Origin of the sequence: Lachnoclostridium sp. An169, from assembly GCF_002160525.1 — a bacterium.
Classification (GTDB): Bacteria; Bacillota; Clostridia; order Lachnospirales; family Lachnospiraceae; genus Mediterraneibacter; species Mediterraneibacter cottocaccae.
This window is the reverse complement of the sequence record NZ_NFKT01000028.1, coordinates 1-17520: the sequence shown is the minus strand read 5'-3', so window position 1 is coordinate 17520 and position 17520 is coordinate 1. Positions and strand designations below refer to the sequence as shown.

Sequence of the window (17520 nt, the reverse complement as noted above, 5' to 3'; positions counted from 1 at the left end):
TATAAGTTGGTTACTTTATAACCGGTGTGCAAAGAAGGCATACGCAACTTGTGAAACGGTCAATAAGAGTAGTAAAAGTAAAAAATATTTGCTATATAGACTCTACGTCCAATATCTGTTTTATCTGTAGAAAAAGAAAATACAGTTTCGGTATTTTTACGGGATAATAACGATAGGAACACAGACCAGGTGCGGATGCGCCTGGTCTGTATTATTTTATCATGAATTCGGAGGAAACCGGTATGGAAAAATTATCGCAGAAGAGAGCACCCATCTATGAGGCACTGGAAGAATTCCGGAGGAACAGGGTAGTGCCCTTTGACGTGCCCGGGCACAAGCATGGAAGGGGAAATCCGGAGCTGGTGGGGCTTCTGGGAGAGCGGTGTGTCAGCATTGACGTCAACTCCATGAAGCCACTGGACAATCTTTGCCATCCGGTATCGGTGATCAAGGAGGCGGAGGAGCTGGCAGCAGACGCATTCGGCGCGGCACATGCATTTCTGATGGTGGGAGGAACGACTTCCGCAGTGCAGTCCATGATTCTCTCCTGCTGCAAGAAGGGAGACAAGATCATTCTGCCGAGAAATGTACACAGAAGCGCGATCAACGCCATGGTGCTCTGCGGAGCGAAGCCGGTGTATGTCAATCCGGATGTGAACCGGAGGCTGGGGATCTCCCTTGGCATGAAGCGTGCAGATGTGCAGAAAGCGATTGAAGAAAATCCGGATGCTGTGGCAGTGTTTGTGAACAACCCTACCTATTACGGCGTCTGTTCTGACTTAAGAGCGATCGTTGAGATGGCTCATGCAAACGGTATGCTGGTACTTGTGGACGAGGCCCACGGGACTCATTTCTATTTTGGAAAAGACCTTCCCGTTTCCGCTATGGCAGCGGGGGCGGATCTTGCTTCCGTGAGCATGCACAAATCAGGGGGAAGCCTGACCCAGAGCTCTTTTCTGCTCACGGGAAAGAACGTGAATCCCGGGCATATCCGCCAGATCATCAATCTGACCCAGACTACAAGCGGCTCCTATCTGCTGCTGTCCAGTCTGGACATATCCAGGAGGAATCTGGCGCTGCGCGGGGAAGAAGCTTTCCGGGCTGTGACGCAGCTTGCCGCATATGCAAGGGAAGAGATCAACGCCATCGGAGATTACTATGCATTTGGCAGAGAGATTATTAACGGAGACAGCATCTATGACTTCGACCCGACGAAGCTTTCTATCCATACACTGGATATAGGTCTTGCGGGAATTGAGGTGTATGATATTTTAAGAGACGAGTATGACATCCAGATTGAGTTCGGAGATCTGGGCAATATCCTGGCGTATCTGTCCATCGGCGACCGGATCCGGGAGGTGGAGCGGCTGGTGACTGCGCTGGCGGATCTGAAGCGGCGGTATAAAAAAGACAAGGCGGGAATGCTGTCCCAGGAGTACATTACTCCGAAAGTAGTTATGACTCCACAGGATTCTTTCTATGCAGATAAGGAATCCCTTCCTCTTCAGGAGACGCGGGGAAGAGTGTGCAGCGAGTTCGTGATGTGCTATCCGCCGGGAATTCCGATCCTGGCTCCGGGCGAGGAGGTCACGGACGAGGTGCTTGACTATATTGTATATGCGAAGGAAAAGGGATGCTCCATGACCGGGCCGGAGGATGAGAAGATTGAGCGGCTTAATGTACTGCGGGGAAAACAGGATTAATCATTAATTGAGGAGGAACAGCATATGGATCTGTGGTTTTCAGATATACATACAGACGGCGTAAAGCTCTCCATCAAGATCGAGGAACAGCTTTTCAGTGCCCAGAGCGATATGCAGAGGATCGACGTGCTGGAATCAAAGGATTTTGGGAAAATCCTTGTGGTGGACGGAGATCTGATGCTGACGGAGCGGGACGAATTCATTTACCATGAAATGATAACCCACGTCCCCATGGCAGTGCATCCGGATGTAAAAGAGGTGCTCGTCGTGGGCGGAGGAGACGGGGGTGTGGTCCGGGAACTGATCAAATATGATACTATTGAGAAGATCGATGTGGTGGAGCCGGATCCGCTTCTTGTGGAAGTGTGCCGGAAATATATCCCGGAGATTGCGGGGAGCCTGACCGATGAGAGGGTTTCCATATTTAACGAGGACGGCCTGCGGTTTATCCGCTCCAAGGGCGATGCCTACGACCTGATTATTATCGACTCGCCCAATCCGTTCGGCGCAGGCGAAGGGCTGTTTACCAAAGAATTTTACGGGAACTGCTATAACGCCCTCCACGGGGACGGGATCATGATCAACCAGAACGAGAGCCCGTTTTACACGGAGGAGGCATTCCAGTGCCAGAGGATGCACAAGCGGATTCTGGAGACGTTCCCGATCTGCCGGGTTTACCAGGCGCATATCCCTTCCTATCCGTCGGGACACTGGCTGTTCGGATTTGCCTCGAAAAAATACCATCCTCTGGACGACCTGGACAAAGTGGGATGGAAACTTAAGGGAATTAAGACGAAATACTACGAGCCAAGGCTTCATGCGGGAGTGTTTGCGCTTCCGGCTTACGTGGAGGCTCTGTTGGAAGATGTGGAGCGGGGGTAGAGGAATGTATAAGAATATAACGAATTTTATCGGATGTGACGCAGAGTATGAGGAGGCGCGGATCGTTCTGTTCGGAGCGCCCTTTGACTCCACTACATCCTTCCGGCCCGGGACAAGATTCGCCGGGCAGGCTGTACGAAATGATTCCTATGGCCTGGAGATTTACAGTCCCTATCAGGATGCGGAGCTGCCGGAAAATCTGGTGTACGACTGCGGCGATCTGGAGCTTGCCATCGGAAGTCCGGAGGCGGTTCTGGGGCAGATCGGGGAGTGTGCCTGTGAGATTTTAAAAGACGGGAAAATGCCTTTTATGATCGGCGGAGAGCATCTGGTTACGCTCGGGAGCGTCCGGGCAGCGGCGGAGAAATATCCGGATATGCATATCATTCATTTTGACGCCCACACGGATCTGCGGACAGATTATCTGGGAGTGGAACTCTCCCACGCCTGCGTGATCCGCAGGTGCTGGGATATTCTGGGAGACGGACGCATCCACCAGTTCGGGATTCGCTCCGGGGAAAAGCAGGAATTTGACTGGGCGAAAAGCGGGCATACGGATTTCCATCCCTTCCGGTTGGAGGGGCTGAAGGAAATGCTTGCAGAACTTGGGAGTACGCCGGTATATTTTACTGTGGATCTGGACGTCCTTGATCCCTCGGTATTTCCGGGAACAGGAACGCCGGAGCCGGGAGGCGTGGATTTCCTCACGCTGATGAATGCGGCAACAGAGGTGTGCCGCAGGGGAAATCTGATCGGGTGCGATGTCAACGAACTGTGCCCGCCCTGTGATCCCACAGGGGCATCCACGGCGGTGGCGTGCAAGATTATACGGGAGATGCTGATTGCCCTGGGACGCCGTTTCGCGTGAATGTGCAGAAATGCGGCTGTGGCAGGCAGAAGAGGGCAACTTACGTGTGTAAAAACAGATATAAGTGACAGCGGCAGAAAGAAAATAATAAACATGAAAAACATGGCATGCCGGAGAAAAAACGAAAGACGATATGGAGAAACAAAACGAAAGGAGAAATGAACAATGGGAAAAGCAATGGTAGTTGGCTGCGGAGGAGTAGCAAGTGTGGCGATCCAGAAGATGTGCCAGAACAGTGATGTGTTTTCAGAGGTGGTAATCGCAAGCCGTACAGTTTCCAAATGTGACGCACTGAAAGCAAAACTGGAGGGAACCACAAAGACAAAAATTACGACCGCACAGGTGGATGCGGATGACACCGCGATCCTGACAGCGCTGATCAGAAAAGAAAAACCGGATGTGGTGGTAAATCTGGCTCTGCCGTACCAGGATCTTCTGATTATGGAGGCGTGTCTTGCGGCAGGAGTACACTATATCGACACGGCAAATTATGAGCCGGAGGATACGGCAAAGTTTGAGTACAAATGGCAGTGGGAGTACAGGGAACGTTTCGAAAAAGCAGGACGGATGGCACTGCTCGGATGCGGATTCGATCCGGGTGTGACAGGCGTGTTTTCCGCATATGCGCTGAAACATTATTTTGACGAGATCAATTATATCGATATTCTGGACTGCAATGCAGGGGATAACGGATATCCCTTTGCCACAAACTTTAATCCGGAGATCAACATCCGCGAAGTGTCTGCGCCGGGCTCTTACTGGGCGGACGGACGCTGGATCGAGACAAAGCCCATGGAGATCAAGAGGACGTATAATTTCCCGGAGATCGGGGAGAAGGATATGTATCTGCTCCATCACGAGGAGCTGGAATCTCTGGCAATTAATATACCCGGGATCAAAAGAATCCGTTTCTTTATGACATTCAGTGAAAGTTATCTGACTCATCTGAAATGCCTGGAGGATGTGGGAATGACTTCGATTGAGCCGGTTATGTACAACGGGCAGGAGATTGTCCCGCTCCAGTTTTTGAAAGCGGTTCTTCCGGATCCTGCCACACTTGGCCCGAGAACAAAAGGGAAAACAAATATCGGCTGTATTTTTATCGGGAAAAAGGACGGAAAAGAGAAAAAACTCTATATTTACAACGTCTGCGATCATCAGGAGTGCTATAAGGAAGTCGGCTCCCAGGCAGTTGCATATACGACGGGAGTTCCGGCTATGATTGGAGCAATGATGGTGATCAACGGAACATGGAGAAAACCGGGAGTCTACAATGTAGAAGAGTTTGATCCGGATCCGTTCATGGACGCTCTGAATAAGTGGGGACTGCCGTGGAAGATCAGTGAAGATCCGGAACTGGTGGATTAAGGGCAAGGACCGGCGTTTTTTACGGTCCTTCATGAGAACATCAGCAAAAGGGCTTTTCTGAACGGGAGGATTTTCATAGAAATAAGGAGAACGGGATATGACAAGAGAGGAACTGCGGACGCCGTGTTATCTGGTGCAGGAGAAAGAATTAAAAAGAAATCTGGGGATCCTCAAGGGGATATGCGATGAGACAGGATGCCGGATTTTGCTGGCACAGAAGGCGTTTTCCATGTACAGTGTGTATCCGCTGATCCGGGAGTATTTAAACGGGACCACAGCGAGCGGGCTGTATGAGGCGCGGCTCGGGTATGAGGAGATGGGAAAAGGCACGGCTGCAGGGGCAGAGCGCGGAACGGAGACACATATTTTCTCACCGGCATACCGGGAGGATGAGATGGAGGAGATTGTGAAGATCTGCGATCATATCGTGTTTAATTCTCCCGGACAGTTCAGAAAGTATAAAGACATGGCGAAACGTGCCGGGAAGAGTATCGGCATGCGGATCAATCCGGAGTGTTCCACCCAGGAGGGGCATGCGATCTATGATCCCTGCGCGCCTTTCTCCAGGCTGGGGACAACGGTAAAGACATTTCGCGAGGAGATGACGGAGGAAGAGATCCGGGAACTGGACGGCCTGCATTTTCATACTCTGTGCGAACAGGATTCGGATGATCTGGCAGTCACTCTCAAAGCGGTGGAAGAGCAGTTCGGTCAGTGGCTTCCGGGAATGAAATGGATCAACTTCGGGGGCGGACATCATATTACCCGGCAGGATTATGACCGGGAACTGTTGAAACAGTGTATCCGCCATGTAAAGGATACATATGGTGTGGAAGTCTATCTCGAGCCGGGGGAAGCTGTGGCGCTGAATGCCGGAGTCCTTCTTACGGAAGTGCTCGAAATCATGGAAAATGGAATGAAAATCGCCATTCTGGATACATCGGCGGCATGCCATATGCCGGATGTTCTGGAAATGCCATACCGCCCGCCGCTTAAAGATGCGGGAGAGCCGGGAGAGGATGACCGGAAGCCGTACATATACCGTTTGGCGGGACCGACATGCCTGGCGGGGGATGTGATTGGTGACTACTCCTTTGCAGAGCCGCTGAAAGTTGGGGACAGACTGGAGTTTGGGGATATGGCGATCTATACCATGGTGAAGAATAATACCTTTAACGGAATGAAGCTTCCGGATATTGTACTTGAGCGGGAAGACGGGACGTGTGAAGTGGTGCGGAAGTTCGGGTATGAGGAATTTAAGGCGAGATTGTGAGAAGAAGAACGTTTTGATCCGGATCGGATGATTGTGTTGCTTGAGTTTATAAAAACAGGCGAAGAAAACAGGCGAAGAAAACAAGCGAAGAAAGCAGGGAGAACTGCAATGTAAAAGCCGGAATTTATGTAAAAGCATATATATCCGGCGTTAAAGTTCTCCCTGCGTGAATTCAGGATCCGATGCTATTAAAGTTAACAGGGGGTACTGTGGAGCGGGAGTCATTTGTACTCTGCAATACATTCAGAAGGAAAAGAAAGTTTGCGGAAATAGCAGCAGAAGCGAAAAGCAGGGAGGCAGAATCGTGGAAAATCAGAACGTTCAGATTATTATTATCGGCGCGGCAATTATTGATGTGCTTGTTCATCCGGCAGGTCCGGACGTCTTTACAGCCGGTTCTTCCCCGGCGGACGAGATCCGCCTGTCCATGGGAGGAGATGCTCTCAACGAGGCAACTGTGCTCGCAGAACTGGGAAAGAAGGTACGGTTGGAGACGATTCTCGGCGCAGACCGCGCCGGAGATTTCATCCGCAGCCATTGCCGGGAGAAGGGGATTGACCTGGCGGAGGAATGCGTGAGAGAAGAAATCAGTACGGGTGTCAATGTTGTTCTGGTGGACCGGACAGGAGCCAGACATTTCCTGACGAACCCGAAGAGTACGCTGCGGGCGCTTACGGTCAGTGATGTCCACATGCCGTTTCCTGACAGTGCGGAAATTGTCTGCTTCGCCAGCATCTTCGTATCCCCGAAGATCGGGCCCGGCGAACTGGAGCAGATCTTTTCTGCGGCAAAACGGCAGGGAAAAATCGTGTGTGCGGATATGACAAAGCGGAAAAGAAACGAGACTGTGGCAGACCTGGCGTGCGCCCTGCGGTATGTGGACTATCTGTTCCCCAATGACGAGGAGGCAATGCTCCTGACAGGGAAAAGTGGAGTTGAGGAAGCTGCCCGGGAGCTGAAGAAAGCGGGGGTTGGCACTGTAGTTGTGAAATGCGGCAGCCGGGGTTGCTACATGCTTGATGAGCGCGGCGGAATCTGGATTCCGGCTGTCTCAGGCGTAAAATGTATTGACACAACCGGAGCCGGGGACAGCTTTGCCGCAGGGTTCCTCTGTGCCCTCCTGGAGGGGAAAACACTGGAAGAGTGCGCTGCATTTGCAAATGAGTGCGGGGCAAAGGCGGTGGCGGTTGTCGGTGCGGCTGAGTGGGTGTGATAAGACGAAGGCACGGTTCTTCTTACGGCAGATGCGTTGTTTGAAGATTCGCTTGAACCGCTTTTTCCCGCGCCAGCTCCTGCTACAGCTCGAATATAAATTTATCACTCCGGTAGATCGTCCGCGCTACTTCCACTACAGTGCCGGCGGGCAGAGCAATGGCGCGGGAGGTCAGCACAAGACAGGGAGCGTACCCTTTGATATTGAGAAGGGCGCGCTCCTTTTTGCTGAGCGAAGATACGGTCAGCTGCGCGTTGTCGCTTTTCAGGTGACAGTATCCGCAGCTGTGGATATAGTCGTACATGGAGGTAATGTTTTTCCCGTCGTCTGCGATGCGTGGGAAGAGATCCTCCGCAAGATAACTGATGTGGATGGCCGCAGGCTCTCCGTCCAGTATCCTGAGGCGGGTGATCTTGTAGACCGGTTCTTCAAATTCCGCATCAAGCATGGTATGGATGAGGGAATCGCCGCTGATCCTGCGGCACCCCACATTCTGTGTAGAGAAATTCAGCCCGAGGGCATTCATTTTCTGAGTGAAGCTCTCATCATTCATGACCAGTCTTATTTTCTCCCGGCGTCCGGAGAAGAAGCTCCCATATCCCTGCATGGAATAGACATATCCCAGTTCTTTCAGCCGTTCGTAGGCTTTGCGGATCTCTGAGCGGGGCACCTGAAACCGCACTGCCATCTTGTTCTCGCTGGGCATCTTCTCGCCCTTTGTATACATGTCATTCTGAAATTCTTTGATCAGCGTGTCAGCGATTGTTTCCCAGGTCCATTTTTTCGGCATGAGACTTCCCTCCTTAATCTGTGCAGATGATCTATTTTAATGCTTCGTTTTACTGTTGCTCTGTTTGCCGTGGCGGTATCTAAAAAGGATTATAGCAGTGCATCATCTGCCTCACAAGCGGAAACAGGGAACTTTACAGAGGTTTTACGAAGTCAAGTTGGTAACTTTACAAAACGTCGATAAGATTCAGAACGTGCCGGAGAGAAACGGCAGAACAGTAGTAGGAGGAGAAAGCCGATGAACAGACGTGAACGGACCGCTGTGCTTGCGGGAGCACGGACAGAAGAAGTGAAAGATGCGGCAAAGGAGATCCGGGAGAGCTGTGAGATCCAGATTTTAAAACAGCCCCAGAAAACGCTTGTGATGGTAAAGGTGAGGGAATCTGTGAAGAAATCTCTGTTTTATCTGGGGGAAGTGCTCGCCACGGAATGTATGGTAACGGTAAACGGTATCAAGGGCGCCAGTGTGATGGCGGGCGATGATTTTGAAAAATGTATCTCTGCAGCGATTATCGACGGCTACCTGAATGATGCGTCAAACGATCACAGGGCGGTCCTTGAGAAAATAGAAAAACTGAAAGAAAAACAGGAAAAGGCAAGGGAGAAGCTGAACCGTCAGCTCAGAAAATCAAAAGTAAACTTTAATGTGATGGGAGAACAGTGATGGCAGAGGAGATCAGATCAGTATATCAGTTTGATTTTGTCCATGACGGACAGAAAGTGTTCCGGGAGCTTTTGAGTGCAATGGCAAATCCGGGACAGATCAGGAACATCCGGACGCAGGCAGAGAAATTTGCCGGGGAGTATGCACCTTTTCTGGCGCTGGGATGTACCCTTCTGGACAATGAGGAGAAAATGTATGTAGAGAAGAACCCGCGGCTCTCGTCCGAGCTTCACAGTCTGACACTGTGCAGGGAGGCAGATCTGGACCTGGCGGATTATATCTTTCTTTCTTCGGAGATGAATTACGGCTCAATGGAGCAGATTTTAAAAAATATCAGGCACGGCACTTACGCGGATCCGCAGGAGTCGGCGACAGTTATTCTGCTCTGTTCACAGATCGGGGGAGACGATGAGATGACGCTGACAGGACCGGGAGTTAATGGAAAACTGACCATAAATGTTTACTCTTATGTAAAGAAAGTCATACAGATCTTAAACGGACTGAAGATTGAGTATCCTCTGGGAGTGGATCTTGTGTTTGCAGACGGAGAGGGGAATCTTCTCGGAATTCCGCGCCTGGTTCAGGTGATATAAAGCGGAGAAAGGAGCGCAAAAAAATGGCTTATGTAGCGGTGACAGGCGGCAGGGAGGCGATCGAACAGTCTTTAAAGCTGCTTGAGATATTCCGGGAGAGCGGGGAGGACATCACCATCTCCTGTATCAAGGAAAATATGGGACTTCTGATCGATAAGATCATGAGCGAGGCGGGCTTCTATTCCCGTGACTATGCGGCGTTGGCGCTGAAACAGTGCGAGGGAAGCGTGGAGGAGGCGGTATTCCTTTTAAGGGCATACCGGTCCACACTTCCGAGAAACTATTATTCCAATCCGGTGGATACATCAGATATGCGGCTGATCCGGAGAATCTCGGCGGCATTCAAGGACATCCCGGGGGGACAGATCCTTGGCCCGACTTACGATTACTCCCACAGGCTTCTGAATTTTTCACTGATGGATGACGGAGATCTTTCCGACAGTGCCGTTTCTGCTGTGAGAAACGGTTCCAGTGAAGAAAAGCTCTCTTCTGAGGACGAGGAGGAGCTATCTGAGGATGCGGAGATTTCCGGCGGGGATATTCGATGCGGGCGTGTGACGGATCTCCTGAAAGCGGACGGTGTGATGGCGGAAGTGGAGCAGGATGACACGGAACCTTTCGACGTGACCAGCAACCTGCTGACGTTCCCGGCGCCGAGAAGCGCAAGGCTTCAGACATTTGCCAGAAGCGATGCCGGATTCCTGGGCGGAGTCGCCTACAGTTCCATGAGAGGATACGGAGCCGTGCATCCCACGGTGTCAGAGCTGCGCTGCGGCTATGTGGAGGTCTGTGTGCCGTATGTGCTCGATGAAGAAGATGAGATCTGTATCGGAGAAATCCTTGTGACTGAGGTGGAGGCCCTTGTGCCATCCCACACGGAGACAGATGAGGATTTCGACAAGATGACGCTGTCCGGCGGATACGGACTGATCTTCGGAAGAAATGAGAACAAGGCCATCGCCATGTCCATCGCAGACGCCAGTCTGGAAACGACAGGAGACAGCCCTTCCCAGGACGAAGAGTTTGTCCTGACACATGGAGACTGTCTGGAGATGAGCGGATTTATCTCGCATCTGAAACTGCCGCACTATGTAACATTCCAGTCCAGCCTGGACCGTGTAAGAGCAAAGGGGGAGAAAAGATGATCGACGCAAAACACTATAATTTCGCATTTCTGGACGAGGGTTCCAAGCGGGAGATCAGGAGGAGCATCTTAAAGGCTGTAGCGATTCCGGGCTATCAGGTGCCCTTTGGCTCCAGAGAGCTTCCCATCGGGAGAGGCTGGGGAACCGGAGGTATCCAGATTACACTGTCCATTATCGGAAAGGAAGATATCCTGAAAGTAATCGACCAGGGAAATGATGACAGTGTCAATGCGGTAAATATCAAAAAGCTGGTCCGTGAGTGTACGGATGTGGAAGTAACCACGGATTCGGAGAAAGCAACAGTGATCCAGAGCAGGCACCGTATACCGGAGATTCCCATGAGGAACGACCAGATTCTTGTGCTGCAGGTACCTACGCCGGAGCCGCTGCGAATCGTGGAACCGAAAGAGTCCGTGACCAAGCAGATGCATGCGGAGGCAGAGTACAGTGGGATGTGGCTTTCCCTGTTTGAAGACCTGACCCAGTACGGGAAGATCAGCATCAGTTCAGAGTACCCGGTGATGGTGGAGGACCGTTATGTGACAAATCCGAGCCCGATCCCCCGGTATGACAACTGGAAGTTAAACGACAGCGAGACTCTTTACCTGTTTGGCGCGGGACGCGAAAAGAAGATTTACGCCATTCCGCCCCACACGAAGGTGGTGTCCATGTGCTTTGAGGACGTGCCTTTTGAGACAGAGGATTTTGCCGGAAAATGCTGCCGGCTCTGCGGAGCGACAGGTGTATATCTGGACGAACTGATTGATGAGAAGACCGGAGAAAAGGTATACGAGTGCAATGACACGGGATTCTGCCGGGGAAGAAGAATGCGTTATGGGAGAGGAGAGTGATGGAAATGGAACAGCCGGTACTTCGGGTAGACCATCTGACCGTCCGTTACGGAAAGACCTGTGATTACTGCAGAAATGGCGGAAAACTGACGAAGAATACCTGCCCTCACTGCAAGACAGTCTGGGCATGCAATGATGTAAATGTAACTTTATATGAAGGTGAGATTCTGGGGATCGTGGGCGAATCCGGTTCCGGAAAATCCACGCTGATGAAGAGCCTTTATTTTGACTTCGGGATAACAGAAGGGAAGGGATATCTGAAGGACTTCGAAAACGGAGAGACAGATATCTTTTCCCAGAGTCTTCAGCAGAAGAAATACATCAAGAACCATATCATGGGAATGGTGTACCAGAACCCGGTTCTGGGACTGCGGATGGATTACTCCAGCGCGGGAAACATCGCGGAGAAACTGATCGCCGCGGGAAACCGGAATTTCGGAAAGATGAATGAGCGGATTGCGGAGCTTCTGGATGCAGTGGAGATCCTTCAGTCACGGAAGAAGGAGCCGCCGAAGAATTTCAGCGGCGGTATGCAGCAGAGAGTGCAGATATCCAAGGCGCTTGCCAACAATCCTGCGATCCTTCTCCTGGATGAGGTGACGACAGGCCTGGACCTGTCGGTGCAGGCAAAGGTTCTGGAACTGATCCGCAAGATCCGTCAGGAGTTCAATATCTCGATCATGCTCGTCTCCCATGACCTGGCAGTAATCCGGATGCTTGCAGACCGGACGATTGTGATGCTGGACGGCAGGATCATCGAGCAGGGGCTGACGGATCAGATACTGGATGATCCGCAGCAGCCCTATACACAGCAGCTGGTACATTCCCTGCTGTAGAGGATGGAAAATAGAAGGACTTGGAGGAAAATATGAGAACACTCTTGAAAAATGGAAAGCTGGTTCTGCCGGACCGGGTTCTGGAAGGATATGGGCTTCTGCTGGAAGATGACAGGATTGCGGCGGTGCTGACTGCGGAAGAGACGGATAAGGCAGAGATGGAGAAGGCAGATCAGGCCCCGGACCGGTCAGTGGATCTGCATGGATGTTATGTGATGCCGGGGATGATTGACATTCATTCGGACATGATCGAGTCCTGCATTCAGCCACGCAGTACGGCAATAATGAGTTTTGAGATGGGGCTCAAAGAGGCGGAGCGGGTTCTGGCAGGATGCGGGATTACGACAATGTTTCACTCGATCTCCATGTTCCGGGAAGGGACATGGGATGTCAAGGAGATCCGTCAGGCGCCCCAGGTGAAGAAACTGGCGGCTCTGATCGGAAAATACCGCCATCAGCGCAGACTCATCCGCCACAGATATCATCTCCGCTATGAAATCGACAACACGGCCTGCTATAATGATGTGATGGAGATGATCGAAAACGGTCTGGTAGATCTGCTGTCCTTTATGGATCACTCGCCGGGGCAGGGACAGTACAAGAACCTGGAAATCTACCGCAAACATCAGCCCAATGAAGGACGCGACCTGTCGGATGAGGAGTTTGCCCGGCTTGTCGAACAGGAGAAAAACAAGGAGATGGTTTCCTTTGAGAAGCTGAAAAAACTGGCAGAAACGGCGCACAGAAAAGGTATCTCCATCGCAAGCCACGATGACGATACAGTGGAAAAACTGGCGGTAAATAAAGAACTGGGTGTAAAGATCAGTGAATTCCCGATTACCCTTGAAGTGGCGAAAGAGGCAGTAAAAGAGGGATTCCTGACCGTTGTGGGTGCGCCCAATATTCTGCTTGGCGGTTCCCATTCAGGCAATCTGTCCGCACTGGATGCAATCCGGGCGAATGCGGCAAGTGTGCTTGTCTCTGATTACTATCCTCAGGCACTGCTCTATGCGGTATTCCGGCTCTTCCGCAAAGAAGGAATTCCGCTTTATGAAGCGGCACGTTATGTGACACTGAATCCGGCGAAGGCTGTGGGATTCGACCATGTGATCGGTTCCATCGAGCCGGGAAAACAGGCGGATCTTCTGGTGGTCGGCGAGGCGGATGATATGCCGGAGCTTCGTCAGGTGTATGTGGCAGGAGAGAAGATCCTGGACTGCACATACCGGGATGCGGACGCACAGATGAAATGAAGATCAAAGAAAGGCATGGTATATATCATGGAAAAGATATTGGAAATAAAAGGGCTGTCGAAACGGTTCTATCTGCATGAGCAGAACCGGGAGATCAGGAGCTGCCGGGATATCTCATTTTCCCTGAACAAAGGCGGATTTATCGGGATTGTCGGCACATCCGGGGCAGGAAAGTCTACGGTTCTGCGGTGCATTTACCGGACCTATCTGGCGACTACCGGAAGCGTGGTCTATGACTCGCTCTCCTACGGAAAACTGGATCTTGTCAGAGCAAGCGAGCGCCAGATCATCCATCTGCGCAAGGTGGAGATCGGATATGTGTCCCAGTTCCTGACGATCCTTCCCAGAACAACAGCAAAACAGCATGTCATCAACGGCGCTCTGGACGCGGGATTTTCTTATGAAGAATCCGTGCGCAGGGCAGAGGAGATGATGCGTTACTTTAAACTCAGCGAGAATCTGTGGGATATTTATCCGAATACATTTTCCGGCGGGGAGAAGCTCCGTCTCAACCTGGCGCACGCCATGGTCAAGGCGCCCCGTCTTCTCCTTCTGGACGAGCCGACAGCATCGCTGGACAATAATACAAAGATCCTGGTAAAAGAGCTTTTGATGAAACTGAAAGCGGAGGGGACATCCATGATCGGTATTTTTCATGATCTGGAATTCATGGAGGGTCTCTGCGACCATGTGTATAACATTTCCCAGGGAAGCTTCCAGACGGGAGCAGAACAGTCAGAAGCAGAACAGTCAGAAGCAGAACAGACAAGAGCAGAACAGGAGGCATCGTAAATGTATTTTGCAGATCTTCATGTTCACAGTTCGGTTTCGGACTGCAGTATGGACGCGGAGAGTATCTTAAAAGAGGCAAAGGAGAAGGGGCTTACGCATCTCGTGTTCACAGATCACGACACTACGGAACTGGCCCTGGAACATGTCGCTCTGGCGGAAAAATACGGGATCCGCGCGGTGCCGGGCGTTGAGATGTCCGCTTACGATTATCGGAAAAGCCGCAAGGTGCATATCCTCGGATACGGGTATGAAAAGACAAAATATATTGAACAGATCGGCAGCGAGACGCTGAAGAAGCGGAATGAAAACTGCTTAAAACAGATCGGGATTCTGAATTCCCTGGGGTATACGGTTCCGGTGGATGAAGTGAAAAAGCTGGCGGGCAGATGCATTTACAAACAGCATATCCTTGAGTATCTGGTGCGCTCGGGACAGAGTAAGGAGCTGTTCGGAGAGATTTACAGGAATATTTTCAAAAACGGCGGCGCATGCGACTTTGATATTGAGTATCCCGACGCGGAGGACGCAGTGCGGGCCATCAAGGCGGACGGCGGACTGGCAGTTCTGGCACACCCGGGGCAGCAGGGAAATTATTCGGTGATTCACCGGCTTGTGGAGGCGGGACTGGACGGGATCGAGTACAACCATCCTTCCCACAGCGAAACAGATAAGAAGAAGGTGGAGGAATTCGCCAGGAGCTACCGGCTCTTTATGACCGGGGGAAGCGATTTCCACGGGCGGTATGAGAAGACAGTATCGCATCTGGGGCAGTACCCGGCCCATGAGAGCAGCAGAGAGATATTTTCGGGAAATATGTAGGCGAAAGAAGATTGTATTTCTCATTTCTGCCTGATACAATATTTGTATTGACAGAAATGAGAAAAGCGATGACACGTAAGGAAATCGGCGGTCTGATTGACGGAGATGCTGTGGTCAAGAGGATCCGGCAAAATGTAACATACAGCGAAATGTATGATTCGGTTGATAATATGTGGAGTGTTATGTTCATGACCGGATCTTTGTAGCGGGAGGGCGTCATGCCCTCCCATTTTTTGAATGTCGTGCAGAATCCGCTCTCACTGGAAAATCCCGTGGCAAAAGCGATCTCCCGGACTGGCAGAGCGGCGGATTTGAGCAGAACGACAGAGGTTGGAAGATCAGCTGATTTTCCAGAGCCACTCGATGTCAGGAAACAGCAGATGGGCTATAAAGGTTAAAATAGTGAATATGATCAGGACAACCCCTGCATAATAGAAAAATTTCAGAAGTTTCGCAAATATGTCTTTTATATTTTCCACATCTGAATAGATGGAAGCCACTTTTTCATCTGTCAGGCTTTTTTCTCTTACGTCCTGCACATCGATGTCTTTCACCAGTTCATCCAGGGTCATATCAAAATAATCGCTTAGCAGAACCAGTTTTTGAAAATCCGGATAGGACTGTCCTGACTCCCATTTGGAAATCGTCTGCCTGGATACCTGGAGCTCCATTCCCAACTCTTCCTGGGAAAGTCCTTTCTTTTTTCGTATAGATAAAAGTTTCTCATTGAATTTCATCTTGTAATAAGCCTCCTTGATTTGATGGATCAAGTATATATTTTTGCGGGCGGGCTGACAAGCAACAGTTGTTGGCAATCTGTCCACGGGGATTAACAAGTCGAAAATGATTGATTATAATTGCTTGACAGGGCTAAAATGGAGTGATATATTTATAACATAAAAGTTATAAATATATCACTTGGAGGTTGCCATGAAAAAAATCAGTCTGAGAGTACTTATGTTTGTTCAAGCTATCGTTGCCCTATGTATTCCTTTATATTACCACCTGATGGTTGTTTACAGATTGAATTCCAATACACCTGTATGGATTGCAATTATTATTCTGGCGGCTGTAAGCTGGCTGAAAAGAAATTCGGATATCATGGATGAATATGCAAAAAAGACAGTGCAGATAGCTGATGCGATCTGCTTTAAGGCTGCACTTATCCTTATGGGAATCATTATTTTTCCATTCTTGCTGTTGGATGGCATGTCCCGATATTTAACGGGGTATTTGTTAACTGGCGGTATTTTTATTTTAGTTCTGATTCGTGCGATTGTCTTTTTATGGATTGATAAATATGGGATGGAAGAGTGATGTTAAAAACAAAGATTAAAGAATACAGGGAAAAAGAAAATATGAAACAAAGCGAGCTGGCTGCGCTGATAGGTGTCCGCAGAGAAACGATCGTTCATTTGGAAAACGGAAGATATAACCCGTCGCTGAAAATGGCAATGGATATTGCAAAAGTTTTCCATACAACGGTTGAGGAATTGTTTGAGTTTACAGATTGAAAGGAAGTGAAAATGTGGTTGATGAAACAGCAGGGGTTAACAGAAGAAAAGGGAAAAAGCGGTCAGTTAACTGGAAAAAGGAGATCATAAGTTGGATTTGCATATTTATCATTGCGGGCGGCTGTGCATTTATACTTGACACTTATTTTATTGCGAACAGTTTTGTGCCTACGGGTTCAATGGAAAACACGATTATGGCAGAGAGCCGGATCATAGGCTCCAGACTTACATACAGGTTCAGTGAACCGCAGCGCGGCGATATTGCTGTTTTCATTTTCCCTGACGATAAGGCAAAAGGTATTACAACTTATTATGTGAAAAGAATTATTGGTCTGCCGGGTGAAACGATTGATATTATAGACGGAAAAGTCTATGTGAATGGTTCCGATATCCCAATAGATGAACCTTATCTGAAGGAACCTATGGAGATGAACGGGAATAATCATCTCCGCTATGAAATTCCAGAGGGACATTATTTTATGATGGGTGATAATCGAAATAACTCAAATGATTCCCGATTCTGGGAAGAAAAGTATGTCCCACGCAAGGATTTGCTGGCCAAAGTTTATCTGGAATATTTTCCGAAACCTCAAATTCTGCACTAAAGTAATCGAAAAAGAGAATTGAGCAGGCGGGAGAATCGCTGTATAATAGAAAGCACACCATTACTATATCAGGGGGTGATAAAATGCCGGGTTTGTGCCATAGAATAATCGATTTAACTAATGTTAAGCAAGAATTCACCCAACCTCTGCAGGTGGCGGGATGAATTGCCATTATTATTTGAATATTTTGATTTTTTTTCACTTGTAAAAGAACACTTGTTCTCCATCCGGGGGTGTGATATTATATGATCAGTCGAAATACGAAAGGATCTGATTATATTGAGAAATATGGATCATAATGCACATTCAGTTTTTCTTCTTTATTATCATCTCATAATGGTCGTAAAGTATC

The 17520-nt window shown here is 49.8% G+C and carries 20 protein-coding genes and 1 pseudogene; 19 read left to right on the top strand and 2 right to left on the bottom strand.

Annotated elements, in window-relative coordinates; translation table 11 throughout:
• The first annotated feature begins 242 nt into the window (after positions 1-242).
• From B5F07_RS16860 to B5F07_RS16835, 6 genes are all read left to right on the top strand, one after another.
• Entirely contained in the window at positions 243-1703 is a 1461-nt protein-coding gene (locus B5F07_RS16860) for an aminotransferase class I/II-fold pyridoxal phosphate-dependent enzyme (protein ID WP_087162377.1), read from the top strand.
• Positions 1704-1727: 24 nt separating this feature from the next.
• On the top strand, positions 1728-2585 hold the full coding sequence (speE, locus tag B5F07_RS16855; RefSeq protein ID WP_087162376.1) for a polyamine aminopropyltransferase: 858 nt from the start codon (positions 1728-1730) through the stop codon (positions 2583-2585).
• Positions 2586-2589: 4 nt separating this feature from the next.
• On the top strand, positions 2590-3453 hold the full coding sequence (gene speB, locus B5F07_RS16850) for an agmatinase (protein WP_087162375.1): 864 nt from the start codon (positions 2590-2592) through the stop codon (positions 3451-3453).
• A gap of 165 nt (positions 3454-3618) precedes the next feature.
• Entirely contained in the window at positions 3619-4821 is a 1203-nt protein-coding gene (locus tag B5F07_RS16845; RefSeq protein WP_087162374.1) for a saccharopine dehydrogenase family protein, read from the top strand.
• Between the two features lie 97 nt (positions 4822-4918).
• Positions 4919-6094, top strand: coding sequence for a carboxynorspermidine decarboxylase (nspC, locus tag B5F07_RS16840; protein ID WP_087162373.1), 1176 nt, complete (start codon positions 4919-4921; stop codon positions 6092-6094).
• Between the two features lie 304 nt (positions 6095-6398).
• Positions 6399-7307, top strand: coding sequence for a carbohydrate kinase family protein (locus tag B5F07_RS16835; protein WP_087162372.1), 909 nt, complete (start codon positions 6399-6401; stop codon positions 7305-7307).
• A gap of 82 nt (positions 7308-7389) precedes the next feature.
• Here B5F07_RS16835 and B5F07_RS16830 read toward each other — a convergent pair whose 3' ends face one another.
• Positions 7390-8097: a GntR family transcriptional regulator gene (locus tag B5F07_RS16830; RefSeq protein ID WP_087162371.1), complete on the bottom strand. Its 708-nt coding sequence runs from the start codon at positions 8095-8097 to the stop codon at positions 7390-7392.
• A gap of 237 nt (positions 8098-8334) precedes the next feature.
• On the opposite strand from B5F07_RS16830, the gene phnG reads away from it, so the two are divergent.
• From phnG to B5F07_RS23170, 9 genes are all read left to right on the top strand, one after another.
• Positions 8335-8760, top strand: a complete 426-nt coding sequence (phnG, locus tag B5F07_RS16825; RefSeq protein ID WP_087162370.1) for a phosphonate C-P lyase system protein PhnG — start codon at positions 8335-8337, stop codon at positions 8758-8760.
• Positions 8760-9353 (top strand): phosphonate C-P lyase system protein PhnH, encoded by a 594-nt coding sequence (phnH, locus tag B5F07_RS16820; RefSeq protein ID WP_087162369.1) that lies wholly within the window; start codon positions 8760-8762, stop codon positions 9351-9353. The genes phnG and phnH overlap by 1 nt, the downstream gene beginning before the upstream one ends.
• A 23-nt stretch (positions 9354-9376) precedes the next feature.
• Complete coding sequence (locus B5F07_RS16815) at positions 9377-10498, top strand: carbon-phosphorus lyase complex subunit PhnI (RefSeq protein WP_087162368.1); 1122 nt, start codon at positions 9377-9379, stop codon at positions 10496-10498.
• The gene (locus tag B5F07_RS16810) at positions 10495-11349 is read left to right on the top strand and encodes an alpha-D-ribose 1-methylphosphonate 5-phosphate C-P-lyase PhnJ (RefSeq protein ID WP_087162367.1); all 855 of its coding nucleotides are present in this window, start codon (positions 10495-10497) and stop codon (positions 11347-11349) included. The genes B5F07_RS16815 and B5F07_RS16810 overlap by 4 nt, the downstream gene beginning before the upstream one ends.
• A complete protein-coding gene (locus B5F07_RS16805; RefSeq protein WP_191403309.1) occupies positions 11349-12185 on the top strand; it encodes an ATP-binding cassette domain-containing protein in 837 nt (278 codons plus the stop codon). The genes B5F07_RS16810 and B5F07_RS16805 overlap by 1 nt, the downstream gene beginning before the upstream one ends.
• Before the next feature lie 32 nt (positions 12186-12217).
• Entirely contained in the window at positions 12218-13438 is a 1221-nt protein-coding gene (phnM, locus tag B5F07_RS16800) for a phosphonate metabolism protein PhnM (RefSeq protein WP_087162365.1), read from the top strand.
• Between the two features lie 27 nt (positions 13439-13465).
• Positions 13466-14230 carry a phosphonate C-P lyase system protein PhnL gene (locus B5F07_RS16795; RefSeq protein WP_087162409.1) on the top strand — a complete coding sequence of 255 codons (765 nt, stop codon included), beginning with the start codon at positions 13466-13468 and terminating at the stop codon, positions 14228-14230.
• Entirely contained in the window at positions 14231-15049 is an 819-nt protein-coding gene (locus B5F07_RS16790; RefSeq protein ID WP_087162364.1) for a PHP domain-containing protein, read from the top strand.
• A 68-nt stretch (positions 15050-15117) separates the two neighbouring features.
• Entirely contained in the window at positions 15118-15255 is a 138-nt protein-coding gene (locus tag B5F07_RS23170; protein WP_242972566.1) for a hypothetical protein, read from the top strand.
• Between the two features lie 132 nt (positions 15256-15387).
• Here B5F07_RS23170 and B5F07_RS16780 read toward each other — a convergent pair whose 3' ends face one another.
• Complete coding sequence (locus B5F07_RS16780; protein WP_087162362.1) at positions 15388-15786, bottom strand: helix-turn-helix domain-containing protein; 399 nt, start codon at positions 15784-15786, stop codon at positions 15388-15390.
• Between the two features lie 193 nt (positions 15787-15979).
• On the opposite strand from B5F07_RS16780, the gene B5F07_RS16775 reads away from it, so the two are divergent.
• The 4 genes and pseudogenes from B5F07_RS16775 to B5F07_RS23725 all read left to right on the top strand — a co-directional run.
• On the top strand, positions 15980-16366 hold the full coding sequence (locus tag B5F07_RS16775; RefSeq protein ID WP_087162361.1) for a hypothetical protein: 387 nt from the start codon (positions 15980-15982) through the stop codon (positions 16364-16366).
• On the top strand, positions 16366-16563 hold the full coding sequence (locus B5F07_RS16770) for a helix-turn-helix transcriptional regulator (protein ID WP_087162360.1): 198 nt from the start codon (positions 16366-16368) through the stop codon (positions 16561-16563). Before B5F07_RS16775 ends, B5F07_RS16770 begins: the two co-directional genes overlap by 1 nt.
• Positions 16564-16577: 14 nt before the next feature.
• Positions 16578-17168: a signal peptidase I gene (gene lepB / locus B5F07_RS16765; RefSeq protein WP_087162359.1), complete on the top strand. Its 591-nt coding sequence runs from the start codon at positions 16578-16580 to the stop codon at positions 17166-17168.
• Between the two features lie 279 nt (positions 17169-17447).
• Positions 17448-17520, top strand: a pseudogene (locus B5F07_RS23725) (IS200/IS605 family transposase); the annotation flags it as partial.

Bases quoted from the DNA above. Each gene is read 5' to 3' on its own strand.
- B5F07_RS16860 (WP_087162377.1), top strand. From the start codon at position 243: ATGGAAAAATTATCGCAGAAGAGAGCACCCATCTATGAGGCACTGGAA.
- speE (WP_087162376.1), top strand. From the start codon at position 1,728: ATGGATCTGTGGTTTTCAGATATACATACAGACGGCGTAAAGCTCTCC.
- speB (WP_087162375.1), top strand. From the start codon at position 2,590: ATGTATAAGAATATAACGAATTTTATCGGATGTGACGCAGAGTATGAG.
- B5F07_RS16845 (WP_087162374.1), top strand. From the start codon at position 3,619: ATGGGAAAAGCAATGGTAGTTGGCTGCGGAGGAGTAGCAAGTGTGGCG.
- nspC (WP_087162373.1), top strand. From the start codon at position 4,919: ATGACAAGAGAGGAACTGCGGACGCCGTGTTATCTGGTGCAGGAGAAA.
- B5F07_RS16830 (WP_087162371.1), bottom strand. From the start codon at position 8,097: ATGCCGAAAAAATGGACCTGGGAAACAATCGCTGACACGCTGATCAAA.
- phnG (WP_087162370.1), top strand. From the start codon at position 8,335: ATGAACAGACGTGAACGGACCGCTGTGCTTGCGGGAGCACGGACAGAA.
- phnH (WP_087162369.1), top strand. From the start codon at position 8,760: ATGGCAGAGGAGATCAGATCAGTATATCAGTTTGATTTTGTCCATGAC.
- B5F07_RS16815 (WP_087162368.1), top strand. From the start codon at position 9,377: ATGGCTTATGTAGCGGTGACAGGCGGCAGGGAGGCGATCGAACAGTCT.
- B5F07_RS16810 (WP_087162367.1), top strand. From the start codon at position 10,495: ATGATCGACGCAAAACACTATAATTTCGCATTTCTGGACGAGGGTTCC.
- B5F07_RS16805 (WP_191403309.1), top strand. From the start codon at position 11,349: ATGGAAATGGAACAGCCGGTACTTCGGGTAGACCATCTGACCGTCCGT.
- phnM (WP_087162365.1), top strand. From the start codon at position 12,218: ATGAGAACACTCTTGAAAAATGGAAAGCTGGTTCTGCCGGACCGGGTT.
- B5F07_RS16795 (WP_087162409.1), top strand. From the start codon at position 13,466: ATGGAAAAGATATTGGAAATAAAAGGGCTGTCGAAACGGTTCTATCTG.
- B5F07_RS16790 (WP_087162364.1), top strand. From the start codon at position 14,231: ATGTATTTTGCAGATCTTCATGTTCACAGTTCGGTTTCGGACTGCAGT.
- B5F07_RS23170 (WP_242972566.1), top strand. From the start codon at position 15,118: ATGACACGTAAGGAAATCGGCGGTCTGATTGACGGAGATGCTGTGGTC.
- B5F07_RS16780 (WP_087162362.1), bottom strand. From the start codon at position 15,786: ATGAAATTCAATGAGAAACTTTTATCTATACGAAAAAAGAAAGGACTT.
- B5F07_RS16775 (WP_087162361.1), top strand. From the start codon at position 15,980: ATGAAAAAAATCAGTCTGAGAGTACTTATGTTTGTTCAAGCTATCGTT.
- B5F07_RS16770 (WP_087162360.1), top strand. From the start codon at position 16,366: ATGTTAAAAACAAAGATTAAAGAATACAGGGAAAAAGAAAATATGAAA.